The following is a 14,115-nucleotide window of genomic DNA, read 5'->3' on the forward strand; positions in this document are numbered from 1 at the left end:
ACGCACGGGTGCGCTCCTACAGGATGTCCCGCCGAACGGATCAGCGCAGGGCGAGGAAGTCCGGGCTGGCGACGAAGCGGACGGCGTCCAGGCGCAGGCGCGATTGTGGCAGCGCGCCGAGCAGGGCCTGGCGTTCGGCGGCAAGGGTGGCGATTTCCGCCGGATTGATCGACGGGTTGACCTCCCGCAGTGCGCGCAGGCGGGCCAGCTCGGCATCCAGTTCGGCGGTTGCCTGGGCGACGGCTTCGGCGATGTGCTCCTGCGCCCGCTGGCCGGCGATGGCCTCGGCTTTCTCGAGCATCGGCGGCACGAGCTTGGCGAGGAACTTGCGGTAGCGCGGCACCTCGATGTTGCGGTCGGCCGCCTTGCGCACGGCCGCTTCGCTGGGTTCGAAGCCGGCGCGCTCGGCCAGTCGCGTGTCGATCGTGACCACCAGCGGCAACGCGGGCAGGAAGCGCTCGGCGTCCAGCGCCCGGTCGGCCACGCATTCGAGCAGGAACACGGCCTGGAGCAGCGCGCTGCGCGGTGGCAGCGCGTCGTCGACCATGAACGCGGCGTTGCCCTGTTCGCCCGAAAGCGCGAGGTCCAGCGCGCCCTGCACCAGCGGATGGTCGAACCGCAGCAGCGGAAGCTCCTCGCGCGCCAGCGCCACGTCGCGGGCGAAGGTCGCCGACACCGGACCTTCGGCAAAGCCGGGCAGGGCGTCGGTGGAAAGGTATTGCGGGTCGAGCAGCAGCACGTTGCCGCCCAATTCCTCGGCGTGGATGCCGAAGGCCTCCAGCAGGCGTTGCACGTAGGCGTCGCGCGAGGGGTCGACATCCTCGCGGCGGAAGGCCTGGCCCAGTTCGTCGGCATGCGGGTCGCGGCTGGCGGCCAGTTCCAGCAGATGGTCGCGGCCGGCGCGGATCAGCGCGGCCAGTTCCTCGTGCGTGGCGCGGGTGTCGGCGATCAGCGCATCCAGTTCCTGGTCGCGGCTGTCGGCGTTGCGCGCATGTTCGGCGGCCAGTTGCACCAGCGGCTCGCCGTAGCGGCGCAGCAGCTCGCGCCCGTCGGCGGGGCTGGAACGGAACGCATCGATGCCCTCGTCGTACCAGCGCGCGAGTACGTGTTGCGCACTGTCCTGGACGGCGAGGATGTGGATGGCGATGTCGTGGACCTGGCCGATGCGGTCCAGGCGGCCGATGCGCTGTTCGAGCAGGTCCGGATCCAGCGGCAGGTCCCACAGGATCAACCGGTGCGCGAACTGGAAGTTGCGCCCTTCCGAACCGATCTCCGAACAGAGCAGCAGGCGCGCGCCATCGGGCTGCGCGAAGTAGGCGGCGTTGCGGTCGCGCTGCACGATGCCCAGGCCTTCATGGAAGCGCGCGATGCCCGCGCCGGTGCGGGTACGCAGCGCTTCCTCCAGCGCCAGGACCTTGGCCTGGCTGCGGCAGATCAGCAGGAACTTGTCCTGCGGGTGTGCGTCGAGGAGGGTTACCAGGGCCTCCAGGCGGGGGTCGTTCGCGTAGTCCAGTTCGAGCGCCGGCGCCGGCTGCTGGATGTCGGCGTGGAATTCGGCCAGCAGCACCTGGCGGGCGTTCTCGTCCAGCGCGTCGGCATCGATCAGTTGCCATTCGGGCAGGCGGCGCGGGAAGCCGCCGATGCCGGCGCGGCGATTGCGAAACATCGCGCGGCCGGTGCCATGGCGGTCGATCAATGCGTCGAGCAGGTCGCGCGCGGAAGCCGGCGTGCCGGTGCCATCGAGCTGCGCGAGCAGGCCCGCGTCGCCGGCGAAGATCTCGCGCAGTGCGTCGCGCTGGGCGTCGTCGAGCGGCTCGCCGGATTGCAGTCGGTCTGCAATCGGCGAGAGCGCCTGGAAGCGCTCGGCTTCGGCCAGATAGACGTCCAGATCGTGGTAGCGCTGCGGATCGAGCAGGCGCAGGCGGGCGAAGTGGCCACTGCGGCCGAGCTGCTCGGGCGTGGCGGTAAGCAGAATCACGCCAGGCGTCTTTGCCGCCAGCTGTTCGACCAGCGTGTAGCGCGGGCTGGCCGCATCGGGCGTCCAGGCCAGGTGGTGCGCTTCGTCGACGATCAGCAGGTCCCACTCCGCTTCCACCAGCTCTCTAGCGCGCTTGGGGTTTTCCTCCAGGAAGCGGAAGTCGGCGATGACCAGTTGCTCGTCCTCGAACGGATTGCGCCCGTCGCCGGACTGCTCCAGCGCCTCGCAGCGTTCCTCGTCATAGATCGCGAAGCTCAGGTTGAAGCGGCGCAACAGCTCGACGAACCACTGGTACACGAGCGTGTCCGGCAGCAACACCAGCACGCGCGAGGCGCGGCCGGTGGCGAGCTGGCGGGCGAGGATCATGCCCGCCTCGATGGTTTTTCCCAGACCCACTTCATCGGCCAGCAGCACGCGAGGCGGGCGGCGCGAAGCGGCGATGCCGGCAACGCGCAGCTGGTGAGGCACCAGGCCGATGCGTGATGCTTCCAGGCCCCAGGTCGGCGAGCGGCGCGCTTGGGCGCGGCGGCGCAGGCCCTCGAGGCGCAGGTCGAATTGCGCCACGGTATCCGTGCGTCCGCCGACCAGGCGATCGTCGGCCTGGCTCACGCTCTGCTCGTCATCGAGCTGGCCTTCGTGCAGCTCGCGGCCCTCGCCGCGGTAGATCAGGAGGTCTTCCTTGATCTCCACCCGCTCGACCAGGAAGGCCAGGCCCTTGCCAGCCACGCGCTGGCCGGGGCGGAATTCGGCGCGTACCAGTGGCGCGGAGTCGGCCGCGTAGGGGCGCAGCACGCCGGCCTTGGCGAAGAGCACCTGCACGCCGCGGCCCTCCACCCGCAGGACGGTGCCCAGGCCCAGTTCGGGTTCGGCGGTGGAGATCCAGCGTTGACCAGGTACGAACATCGTGCTGCCGGGTTGCAGAAGGGGCGCCGATTATCCGCTCCCCGCCGTGTAGAGGGAACCGCCACGCAATTGCTCTTGCAGGAGCACCCTTCGGCGCGACCACGTTATGGCCAGCAGGGATGCCCGCGGTCGCGCCCAAGGGCGCTCCTGCAAGGGATCATGTCTCGGACCAGCGGCGCAGCAGGTTGTGATAGACGCCGGTGAGCTGCAGCAGCGCATCGGCGTCGGCGCCGCTTTGTGTCAGGCGCTGGATCGAGCTGTCCAGTTCGAGCAGCAACTGGCGCTGGGCATCGTCGCGCACCAGGCTTTGCGCCCACAGGAACGCCGCCACGCGCGCGCCGCGTGTCACCGGCTGCACGCGATGCAGACTGCTGGACGGATAGACGATGGCATCGCCCGCGGGAAGCTTGACCTCGTGCTCGCCGTAGAGGTCGTTGATGACGAGCTCGCCACCGTCGTATTCCCCAGGCTCGCTGAGGAAAAGCGTGCACGAGACGTCCGAACGCAGCTGGCCGCCGTCGGGCAGGGCCATCACCGCACCGTCCACGTGGGAGCCGTAGTGCCCGCCGCCCTCGTAGCGGTTGAAGCGTGGCGGCAGCACGCGTTGCGGCAATACCGCGGCGTGGAAGAGCGGATGGCGCGCCAGCGCGTCCAGTACCTCGCGACCGAGCTCCCGCCGCAGCGGCGAGGTTTCCGGCAGCTGCTGGTTGCGCTTGACCTTCGCGCCCTGCGGCCCGACGGTTTCGCGGCCGTCCGTCCAGGTGGCGCCGTCCAGTGCCGCACGCATGCGCGCGACCTGCCCGCGATCCAGCACGTTGGGAATGTGCAGCAGCATGGCGGTGCCCCTGGTCCTAGAACCGGATGTTCGCGGTCAGCATCGCGGCGCGCGGCGTGCCCGGCGTGTAACGGTAGCCGCTCTTGTTGATGGCCGCGACGTAATGGCGATCGAACAAGTTGTAGAGGTTCAATTGCAGGTCGACGTGGCGGTTGACCGGCAGGCTCGCCATGGCGTCGAACACCCAATAGGAGCCCGTGGTCTCGGGCGTGCCGATGGCGCCATCGGTGCCGCGCTTCATCGCGCCCGCATAGCGCGCGCCGCCGCCGACGGTGAGGCCGAAGGGCAGGTGATAGGTGGACCACGCGGTGAACGCGCTGCGCGGTGTGTAGGCCAGGTCGCTGGAGCCGTCGTTGCTGACTGCCGCACCGTCGGTGACCTTGGCGTCCATGGTGGTGAAGCCGGCGCTCACGCCCCAGTCGTCGGTGATCCGGCCGACGATGCCCAGTTCGATGCCCTGCACCCGCTTGCGGCCGGTCTGGTAGTACTGCTCGTCGACGGGATCCTGGGTCAGCTCGTTGCGCACCACCGTGCGGTAGATGGCAGCGGTGAGCAGCAGGCGCTGGTCGAGCAGATCCCACTTGGTGCCCAACTCCGTGGTGCTGGCCCGCTGCGGATCGAGCGTCGGGTTGTCGGCGCTGCGCGCCGAACTGCTGAACAAAAGCGTGTTGCCGCCGGGTGGCTCCTGCGAGACGGCGAAGTTGGCGTAGATGCTGCCGTTGGGTGCGGGCTTGTACAGCACGCCCAGCTTGCCGTTGGGCAGGGTGTCGACGATGCGCGCGGCGAGGCCCGGGACCGGCGTGCCGGCCGGCAACGTGCCGCATTCGGGGCTGTTGCGCTCACCGCAAAGGGCGACGCTGTCGAAGCGGGTGGTGTAGCGGTCAAGGCGCGCGCCGGCGGTGACCTGCCAGCGCTGGCCGAACTTCAGCGTGTCGAACACGTAGACCGCGGCGGTGTCGGTGGTGCCGGTGCTCCAGGCGCCGGTTTCGCCGTAGCGCAAACCGCCCACGCGAGGATCGGGGCGATAGAGGTTCGCGGCCGGCCAGGTGCTTCCGTCCAGCGGCGCGACGTCGATGTCGGAGGCTTTCTCTTCACTGACTTCCACGCCCGCGCTGAGGTTGTGGATCACTGCGCCCGTGGCGAAGTTCGCGATGAGGTTGGCCTGATCGGTCAGGATGCGGTTGGTTTGGCGCTTGAAGGTCGGCAGGCTGCGTGCGATGGCCCAGGTCGACGGATCGGCCAGGTCCGGCGTGAGCAGGTTGTCCGCGTCGGCGCGGAAGGACGTCAGCAGGTAGTCCTGGTGCGTGCGGCCCCAGCGCGTGGTGTTGCGCAGGGCGACATCGGGGCTGAACTCATGTTCGACGATCAGCGTCAGCATGTCCGCGGTGACGCGGTCGTGGTCCTGCGCCGTGCCGTAGAAGTTCTCGCTGTCGACGCGCGGTGCCTGGCCGATGTGCGGCCGGGCGGGATCGGGGCTGGTGTAGCCGGGCAGGCCGAGCGTCGGTATGCCGCCGTCGGGCACGTTGTCCTGCTTTATGTGCAACGCATCGAGCAAGACGCGCGTGGGCGTGCCCAGGCCGAACGCCAGCGAGGGTGCCAAGCCCCAGCGGCGATTGCGCACGTGGTCGCGGCCGGGCACGCCGCTGTCCTGGCCGACGACGTCCAGACGGAACGCACTGTGGTCGCCGATTTGCCGGTTGAGGTCGACGGTGGCGCGCTGCTGCTGGCCGCTGCCGTAGGCCAGCGAGCCGCTGGCGCGATCGGTGAGGATCGGCTGTCGGGTGACCATGTTGATTGCGCCGGTCGGCGCGGTGCGGCCGTATTCGGTGCCGTCCGGGCCCTTGGTCACTTCGACCTGTTCGATGTTGAACAGGTCGCGCGAGATCGAGCCCAGGTCACGAACGCCGTCGACGAAGATGCTTCCCGAGGTATCGAAGCCGCGCATGTAGATGCCGTCGCCGGTGGTGGTGCTGCCGTTCTCGCCGACGTAAAAGGTGCCCACGCCCGGGCTGTTGCGCAGCGCTTCGGTCAGGGTCGTCGCGCCCTGCTGCTCGAACAGGTCGCGGGTGATGATGCCGATGGTCTGCGGGGTGTCCAGCAGCGGCTGGGTGAACTTGGGCGAGTCCACCATGTCGGCCCGGTAGTCCGCGCCACGCGTCGCGTTGACCTCGATGCCGGGGAGGCGCTTGGCGTCGCGCACCTGCGGATCGCTGGTGTCACTACCGCCGGCGTGAGCGGGCGCGGCGAAGGCTAGGCCGGTGAGCAGGCCCGCGGCCATGCCGCGGGTCAGCGCGGAGGGACGGGCGGGATGCTTGCGACTGGTGATGCCTGCCATGGGGGTCCTTGTCTGGCGGATGCGTCAAGTCGCGAAGCTTAATGAGAACGATTTGCAATAACAAGACGAAAGCCAGAGGCGGGAATGGGCTTTAGTCCACCGGTGGGTCGCGGTGCGCTGTACCAGGTGGCCTGAGCCCAGCTACGGGGCGTCCGGGAGTGGGGCGGTGCGGCAACAAAAAAAAGGCCCCGCCGGAGCGGGGCCTTTTCATCCTCCCAACGGAGAATGACGCGTTACCAGATCTTCACCTGCTTGTCGCCGGAGCGGACCATCGCGTCGCCCGGCTTGCACTGGAACGCAGTGGCGAACGCGTCCATGTTGGACGGCGCACCGATCGCGCGCAGCGAGGCGGGGGCATGCGGGTCGGTATTGAGGCGCAGCAGCGCTTCCTTCTCGCGGATATTGCCGCGCCACACGCGGGCCCAGTTGAGGAAGAAACGCTGGTCCTGGGTGTAGCCGTCGATCTTCGACCCGGCTTCCTCGGTGTTCTTCTTCAGCGCCATCTGCAGCGCGTCATAGGCCGCGTTCAGGCCGCCCAGATCGCCGATGTTCTCGCCCAGCGTCAGCTGGCCGTTGACGTGTGCGTCCGGCTTGTCCTTGATCGGGGTGTAGGCGTTGAACTGCTGCACCAGCTTGTCCGCGCGCTCATCGAACTTGGCACGGTCGGCCTTGCTCCACCAGTTGACGTTGTTGCCTTCGCCATCGAACTGGCTGCCCTCGTCGTCGAAGCCGTGACTGGCCTCGTGGCCGATCACCGCGCCGATGCCGCCGTAGTTGATCGCGTCGTCGCCGTTGGCATAGAAGAACGGCGGCTGCAGGATCGCGGCCGGGAAGTTGATCGTGTTGTCGGTCGGGTTGTAGTACGCGTTGACCGTCTGCGGGGTCATGCCCCATTCCTTGCGGTCGGTCGGCTTGCCGATCTTGTTGGTGTCGTACTGGTAGTTGAACTTGGCGGCAGCCATCACGTTGCCGTAGTAGTCGCCCTGCTTGATGTCCAGGCCGGACCAGTCACGCCACTTCTCGGGGTAGCCGATCTTCGGCAGGAAGGTGCTCCACTTGGCGATCGCCTTGGCCTTGGTTTCCGGGCTCATCCAGTCGAGGTTCTCGATGCGCGCCTTCAGGGCGTTGCGCACGTTGTCGACCAGCACCTGCGCGCGCTCCTTCGCTTCGGGCTTGAACATCTTGTCGACGTAGAGCTGGCCCAGCGCCATGCCCATCGAGCCATTGACCGCGCCGAGCACGCGCTTCCAGCGCGCCTTCTGTTCGGGCTGGCCCGACAGGGTCTTGCCGTAGAAGTCGAACTTGTTGTCCTGGAAGGACTTCGACAGCAGCGGCGAAGCGTCGTCGATGACGTGGAAGCGCAGGTAGGACTGCCACTGGTCGATCGGCGCGCTGGCGAGCAGCTTGTCGAACTCGACGAAGAACTTCGGCTGCGACAGCGAGAAGCCCTTGTCCACCTTCACGCCCTGGGCGTCGAAGAATTTCTCCCAGCTGAAGTGCGGGGTGAGCTTGTCCGCTTCCTTGACGCTGACGAAGTGGTACTGGTGCTCGGGCGTGCGCAGTTCGACCGGGGCGAACGAGGCGGCCGCCAGCTTGGTTTCGAATGCCATTACCTGGCCGGCCTGCTTCTTGGCGTCGGCCGAGGGCACGCCGGTCAGTTCGAGCGACTTGGCGATGTAGTCCAGGTACGCGCTGCGCTGCTCGGCGTACTTGGCGTCGGTGTAGTAGTCCTTGGTCGGCAGGCCCAGGCCGCTCTGGAAGGTGTAGCCGATCTGCATGGAGGCGTTCTTGAAATCGGCGCCCGAGCCGAACGCGAACACCTGCATGTCGCCGTTGCTGAAGCTCTTGTTGAGGTAGTCGGCCACGTCGTTGCCGTTCTTCAGCGCCGCGATGGCGTCCAGCTTGGGCTTGATCGGATCGAAGCCGGCCTTCTCGATGGCCGCTTCGTCCATGCCCGAGGCATACAGGTAGCCGATCTTCTGCTGGATCGAGCCGGCCTGTGCGCTGGCGGCGTTCTTGGCCGCGGCGTCGACGATGTCGTGCTGGGTGTTGAGGCTGTCCTCGGCCAGCTTGTCGAACGCGCCCCAGCGGGTGCGGTCGGACGGGATCGGGTTGGCGGCGACCCACTTGGCGTTGACGAACTGGTCGAAGTCCGTGCAGGCCTCGTTCATCGCGCCCAGCTCGCTGACGTCGAACACGCTCTTGGGCGCGCCGGCCATCGCGGTGGTGCCGGCGGCGGCGGGTGCGCTGCTGCTGGCGGCAGGGTTCTGGTCGGCCTCGTGCTTGCCGCACGCGGTCAGCGACAGCGCCAGGCTCACCGCGAGCGCCAGCGGCTTCAGATACTGCTTGGACATGGATTTCCCTCTGTGTGTTTGCGCCGTTCGGCGGTTGCGTTGTTGCCGGCCGCGTCCCCCACGACGCGGCCATGACCGGCCACGCTAGGCCATTGGTCATGGGCCAGACAGTGTCAAAGGTCAGGGGTCGGGAAAGGGAAGATGAGAAGGAAAATCCCGGAACCCGCGCCCCCGCGACGGCGCCCTCGCGCTGCTACTTCCCAAGCGCCTTCCACTGTGACCGGTTCAGCCGCAGCACTGGATAGACGCCCACGTTCTGCGCGGCATACCAGGGAGAGCGTTCGAAGAAGAACATCAGCCGCGCGCGCGGATCGGCGGCGAAGGCGGGATCGTCGTGGAGCTTGCGCCCGAAGGTGGCCCGGAGCGCAGGATCGGCGGCAAGCATGTCGCGTGCGAGCTTCTCCAGCACGCGCGGCTCGCCGTATTCCTTGGGTTCGAAGATGGCGTCCAGGTAGCCCCAGCGCAGCATCGAGTCGGGTGCCCGGGGCTCGAGCAGCTCGATCACCACGTTGGCGCCACGCTGGTCCAGCGGGACGATCACCGACCCGGCGGGCAGGGTGAGCTCGCGCGGCTCCGCATGGAGCTGGAAGTCGCGCAGCATCAGGTGGCCCTCGAAAGGTTTTTCCGCCCATCGCGGCTGGTCGAGCCGGTAGCCCTGGGCGGTGACTTTCATGGGGCGTGCCAGGCGGCGGTAGGCGATGCCGTGCGCGTCGAGGCGGTCGATCAGCACGGTCCACTGGGCCGGGATCGCATAGGCGGCCGGCGGGTCGACCGATACGTCCGGCAGCAAGCCGTTCCAGTTGGGGATGGTGTAGTTGCGCGGGTGCGACGGGTCGTAGCGGATCCAGTTGCTGCCGGAGATGTCGCTGTGGGTGACCGTGTAGGCGTAGCCCCTGAGGTCATACGGGGTGGAGGCCGGGTCCGGCTTGAAGGTGAGCGCCACCCTCGCCGAGGGATCGCCGGCGCGCGCAATGGTTCGGGCGTCCGCCGCGGCCGTGGTCTTCAGCAGGGCGTCTGGATGGTCGCCGATCCGCTCGAGCAGCACGTCGACCAGGTCATATACCGCATGCACGCGCACCGCGTAGGGCTTGAGCATGTGCGTTTCGATCAGCAGTGCGGGGCGGTCCTGCAACGCGGCGTAGCCGGTGGAGAAGCGCGGGCCGGAGCCGAAGTTGGTGATGCCCTTGCGCGGATCGGCGCCGTCCTTGAACTCCAGGTAGATCGAGGCGAGGTGGCCGCGCGCCTCGTAGGCGGGAATTGCCGCGTCCGTCAGCGCCTTTTGCCAGGCGGTGACGCCCGGGTCGAGCTTGTGCGGGTCCTCGGTGTACCAGGTCAGGTCGTACTGGTAGTCGGCGCCGTCGGTGGTGTGCACGTCGATCAGGAAATCCGGCAGCCAGCGCTGCCAGAGTTGCAGCCAGGCGCGCATTTCCGGCGCATCCGCCTTGACGTAGTCGCGGTTGAGGTTGAGGTATTGCGACTGGCCACGGAAGCCCTGCGCCTCGGGGCCGTTCTGGTTGATGCGGTGGTAAGGGCTCGAATTCTCGTGGCCATCCACGCTGAACACCGGGATGTAGACCAGCACCGCGTGGTCCAGCAGATGCGGCAGCTTGCCCGTGACGGCGAAATCGCGCAGCAGCATCAGGCCGGCGTCCTTGCCCTCGATCTCGCCAGGGTGGATGCCGGCCTGCAGCAGCACCACCGGCTTGTGCGCTGCACGCGCCGCCTGCGGCGAAAAGCTGCCGTCATTGCTGGCGATCACCACCGTCATCGGCCTGCCTTCGGGCGTGGTGCCGAAGGTTTCCAGCCTGATCTTGCCAGGCGCGGCCTGATGCAGGCGCTCAAGGTAGGCGAGCGTGTCGGCGTAGCCCGGCGTGGTGCGGAACTGCGCGGCCTCCGCCGGCGTGGTCCAGTCGGTGGCGTGGGTTGCGCCTGCGATGAGCAGCGAAAGAACGAAGATCCAGCGATACATGAAAACCCCTGTGGGAGCGCACGTGTGCGCGACAAGCCAACGAACGGTAACGCCGCGGTCTGCCAGCGGGACTACAGCGGCTTCCGCGTCGCGGCAGGCAACGTGTCGGGCGCCACCGCGCCACCGGAAATGATGAAAGCCATGCCCTGATCCATCGTCCACTCGGTCGGCGTCAGCGCTTCCACCGGCAGGGTCAGCAGAAAGCCGCCGGTGGGGTTCGGCGTGGTCGGCACGAACACCGCGGCCATCTCGCGACCGCTGCCTTCCTCGATCATGATCCGCGTGACGAAGCCGATCGCCTTAGTGCCGGCATGCGGGAAGTCGACCAGCACTACCCGTTGCACGCCGGACGGCTTCTGCTGCAGCACCGCCATCAGCTTCTTGGTTCCGCCGTAGATGGTCTGCACCAGCGGGATGCGCTGCAGCAGCGCATCGAACGTATCGAGCAGCCGCTGCCCGATCACGCGGCTGGCCAGGAAGCCCAGCAGGTACAGGGCCAGCAGGGTGATCAGCAACGCCACGATCGAGATGAACCACGCGCTGCCCAGCGCCCTGGCGGTTTCCGGCGCCACCAGCGCCAGCGCGCCGAGCGCCGCGGCCACCATCGGCGCACCGATGCCGGCCAGGAAACCCAGCACGACCTTGAACACCGTCCAGGTCACCCACAGCGGGATGAAGGTAAGCAGGCCGGTGAGCAGGTAGCGTTTGAAGCGCAGTCGCGGCATGGCGGTTCGCGGGCGAGGGGAGTCCGCATTGTAGGCCGCGACGCGGTGTGATTTTTTCGCGGGCTGGGCGAATCATGCAGGGGACAGGGAGCCCAAGCGTGCCATGACCGACCACCAACGTCAGTTCGAAGCGCTGTTGCAGGAGCACCGCGGCATCGTGTTCAAGGTGGCCAGCGTCTACGCGCACGGTCGCGAGGACCGCAACGACCTGGCGCAGGAGATCGCCGTACAGCTGTGGCGTTCCTTCGCCGGCTTCGATGCGGCACGCGCGAAGTTCTCCACCTGGATGTATCGCGTGGCGCTCAACGTCGCGATCTCCCATGCCCGGCAGGTTGCGCGCGACGGGTACCTGGAGCCGCTCGATGCGGGGCACCTGGAGTTGCCCGGCGACGCGGACGTGGCGCAACCGGACGAACGGCTGTCGGCGCTCTACGCCTTCATCGGCCAGCTCGATCCACTCAACCGCGCGCTGATCCTGCTTTACCTGGAAGACAGAAGCCACGCCGAGATCGCCCAGGTGCTGGGCATCAGCGAAACCAACGTGGCCACCAAGATCGGCCGCATCAAGCAACGGCTGCGCGGCCAGATGGCGCCCGCCGCCACCACCGGAGCATGAACATGGAACTGGACGAGATGAAGCTGGCGTGGCAGCAGCTCAACCGGCGCATGGACCAGCAACAGGCGCTCAATGTGCAGCTGTACCGGGAAGGACGGCTGGACAAGTTGCGTCATGGCTTGCGGCCGCTGGTCTGGGGGCAGTCGATCCAGCTGGTCTTCGGCGTGTTCTTCATGCTGCTCGGCACGGCCTATTGGACCAGCCATCTGGACGTTCTCCATCAGATCGCTCTCGGCGTGATGGTGCAGGTGTTCGGCATCGCCATGGTGGCTTTCGCCGCGCGCATCCTCCACCTGGTGCTGGAGATCGACTACACCGCGCCGGTGCTGGACATCCAGCGTCGCCTGGTGCAGTTGCGCGCATGGCGCGTGCGCGTCGAGGCGCCGGTGTTCGCGGTGGTCGGCAGCTTCGTGTGGATTCCCCTGTTCCTGATGGAGATCCACTGGGAGATCGGCGTGGACGTATGGGGTCGCTGGCCCGGCTTCGTGGGCTGGCTGGTGATCTGCGGCGGGGTTTCGCTGGCGCTGGTGCTACTGGTCGTGCTGCTTGCGCACGGGACCGGACGCATGCACTGGATCACCGACAATGCCGCCGGCAAGGCGGTGCGCAGGGCCGAAGCAGCGCTGGAGGAGATCGCCCGCTTCGAACAAGCGACGTAGGAGGGCGCAAGGTGGGGCCAGCCCACCAGCCTTTCCGGCAGGCGGCCTGGTGGGCCCAAGCCCTACGCGGCGCGCGCCTTGGGCTTGAGTCTCACGTAAAGCTGCTTGCGCACGCGCGCGACGACCTCGCCGGAGGCGGTTGCCACTTCGGTCTCGAACCAGCGCAGGACCTTGTCGCCAGTGGCGGCGGCCGTGCGCAGTTCATCGACCATGGCGTCGGAGAGGTAAAAGGTGGCGTACACGTCCTCGCGGCCGGGCGTCACGAAGTCGATCGCGCCCGCCTTGTCCCATACGTAGTAGTCGCTGCCCAGGCGATGCATCGCCAGCAGCATCCAGAACGGGTCGGTCATGGCGAACAGGTTGCCGCCGAACTGGCTGCGTACGTAGTTGCGGTTCCAGGGGCGAAGGCGCAGCACCACGCGCGCATGGGTCCAGTCCCTGCCCAGTTCCAGCACGCGGATGCTGTTGAACAGGAAGGGTGGCCAGAGATTGAGCAGGCGGCGGAAGGTGGAAGCGCGCATTGGGGAGCCGGCAAAAAGGCGAGTCTAACGTACGCTTGCGTATGGGTTTCGCTTTGAAGGAGCGCGCGCTCTAGTGCAGGGCCGCTCAGGCGCTCGTTGCAAGAGCGCACCTGTGCAAGACCGCGGGCTTCCCGGTCGCGCACAGGTGTGCTCCTACAGGGTTCCTGCCGCGGGGATCAGAACAGCAGCGAGGCCATGCGCCGGCGATAGCGGCCCACCAGCTCCGCATCGTCCAGCGTGGCGAAGGCGGCCAGCAGGCGCTTCTTCGCGCCGCCTTCGTTCCAGTCGCGCGCCTTTTCGAGGATCGCCAGGAACTGGTCCAGGCCGGCGGCCGGATCGTCTTCGAGCAGCAGCCGCACGCCAAGCAGGTCGCGTGCGGTCCAGTCGGCCGGATCGGCCTGCACACGCTGGCGCAATTCGGTAAGCGAGGGTGCGCCCTGCAGTGCGCGGGCCAGATCCAGTTGGCTGCGCAGGCGCACGGCGCGCGCATCGGTGGCGAGGTTCGCCGGCAGCGCGTTGAGCTCGGCTTCGGCGGCGTCGGCCTGGCCGTTGCGCATCAGTGCGAGTGCCAGGTCAAGCTTGAGTTCGGCGCGATCGGGCGCGGCGGCGATGTCCTGCTGCAGGCGGTTGATCGCCTGCGCGGGGTCCTCTTCCTCCGCCGCTTCGGGCTCGGCCGGGACGTCGCCCTCCAGCGGCTGCACGTGGCGCGAGAGGAACTCGCGCAGCTCACCCTCGGGCAATGCGCCGGCGAAGCCGTCGAGCAATTGCCCGTCCTTGACCAGCATGACGGTGGGGATGGAGCGGATGCCGAACATCCCGGCCAGCTCCTGGTTCTTGTCCACGTCGACCTTGCCCAGGCGGAAGGCGCCGTTGTACTCGGCGGCGAGCTTCTCGAGCATCGGGCCCAGTGTCTTGCACGGGCCGCACCAGGTCGCCCAGAAATCCACCAGTACCGGCGTGGTCATCGAAGCGCGCAGCACCTCGGTCTCGAAGTTGGCCGTATCGATGTCGAAGACGTGGGCTTGGGCAGCGGCGGTCACTTGAGATCTCCAGAGAAGGAAGGTCCCACATCGGGGCGCCGGCCAGCATATCAAGAGGAGTCCACGCTTCAGATACGCCGCGCGCGAAGCGCACACGTTCGCTTCCTCTCTCCTGCGGGAAAAAGATTGAGGTGACGGGGCGCTTTTTTGCGAGGAACGGCCGCCTCCTTTCTCCGCCCG

The 14,115-nt window shown here is 67.6% G+C and carries 10 protein-coding genes; 2 read left to right on the forward strand and 8 right to left on the reverse strand.

Features of this window, described 5'->3' with window-relative positions; all coding sequences use genetic code 11:
- Nucleotides 1-40 precede the first annotated feature (40 nt).
- The 6 genes from rapA to ACFWZ1_RS05925 all read right to left on the reverse strand — a co-directional run bounded on the left by rapA (nucleotide 41) and on the right by ACFWZ1_RS05925 (nucleotide 11,099).
- Nucleotides 41-2,881, reverse strand: coding sequence for an RNA polymerase-associated protein RapA (gene rapA, locus ACFWZ1_RS05900; protein WP_439665748.1), 2,841 nt, complete (start codon nucleotides 2,879-2,881; stop codon nucleotides 41-43).
- Between the two features lie 157 nt (nucleotides 2,882-3,038).
- Complete coding sequence (locus ACFWZ1_RS05905) at nucleotides 3,039-3,716, reverse strand: Fe2+-dependent dioxygenase (protein WP_231324599.1); 678 nt, start codon at nucleotides 3,714-3,716, stop codon at nucleotides 3,039-3,041.
- 16 nt (nucleotides 3,717-3,732) lie between these two features.
- Complete coding sequence (locus ACFWZ1_RS05910) at nucleotides 3,733-6,051, reverse strand: catecholate siderophore receptor Fiu (RefSeq protein WP_439665749.1); 2,319 nt, start codon at nucleotides 6,049-6,051, stop codon at nucleotides 3,733-3,735.
- Nucleotides 6,052-6,284: 233 nt separating this feature from the next.
- The gene (locus ACFWZ1_RS05915; protein WP_439665750.1) at nucleotides 6,285-8,405 is read right to left on the reverse strand and encodes a M13 family metallopeptidase; all 2,121 of its coding nucleotides are present in this window, start codon (nucleotides 8,403-8,405) and stop codon (nucleotides 6,285-6,287) included.
- 193 nt (nucleotides 8,406-8,598) lie between these two features.
- Complete coding sequence (locus ACFWZ1_RS05920) at nucleotides 8,599-10,374, reverse strand: M14 family metallopeptidase (protein WP_439665751.1); 1,776 nt, start codon at nucleotides 10,372-10,374, stop codon at nucleotides 8,599-8,601.
- A 71-nt stretch (nucleotides 10,375-10,445) separates the two neighbouring features.
- Nucleotides 10,446-11,099, reverse strand: coding sequence for a DUF502 domain-containing protein (locus tag ACFWZ1_RS05925; RefSeq protein ID WP_231324603.1), 654 nt, complete (start codon nucleotides 11,097-11,099; stop codon nucleotides 10,446-10,448).
- 103 nt (nucleotides 11,100-11,202) lie between these two features.
- Between ACFWZ1_RS05925 and ACFWZ1_RS05930 the strand changes: the two genes are divergently transcribed.
- Nucleotides 11,203-11,715: an RNA polymerase sigma factor gene (locus ACFWZ1_RS05930; RefSeq protein WP_231324604.1), complete on the forward strand. Its 513-nt coding sequence runs from the start codon at nucleotides 11,203-11,205 to the stop codon at nucleotides 11,713-11,715.
- On the forward strand, nucleotides 11,712-12,374 hold the full coding sequence (locus tag ACFWZ1_RS05935) for a hypothetical protein (protein ID WP_439665752.1): 663 nt from the start codon (nucleotides 11,712-11,714) through the stop codon (nucleotides 12,372-12,374). Before ACFWZ1_RS05930 ends, ACFWZ1_RS05935 begins: the two co-directional genes overlap by 4 nt.
- 62 nt (nucleotides 12,375-12,436) lie before the next feature.
- Here ACFWZ1_RS05935 and ACFWZ1_RS05940 read toward each other — a convergent pair whose 3' ends face one another.
- Both ACFWZ1_RS05940 and trxA read right to left on the reverse strand, forming a co-directional pair.
- Nucleotides 12,437-12,895 (reverse strand): DUF4442 domain-containing protein, encoded by a 459-nt coding sequence (locus ACFWZ1_RS05940; RefSeq protein ID WP_231324606.1) that lies wholly within the window; start codon nucleotides 12,893-12,895, stop codon nucleotides 12,437-12,439.
- 176 nt (nucleotides 12,896-13,071) lie between these two features.
- Entirely contained in the window at nucleotides 13,072-13,935 is an 864-nt protein-coding gene (gene trxA / locus ACFWZ1_RS05945) for a thioredoxin (protein WP_439665753.1), read from the reverse strand.
- Nucleotides 13,936-14,115: the final 180 nt, after the last annotated feature.

The sequence above is a fragment of the Frateuria sp. GZRe14 genome, from assembly GCF_051900395.1.
In the GTDB taxonomy this organism is placed as follows: Bacteria; Pseudomonadota; Gammaproteobacteria; order Xanthomonadales; family Rhodanobacteraceae; genus Frateuria_A; species Frateuria_A edaphi.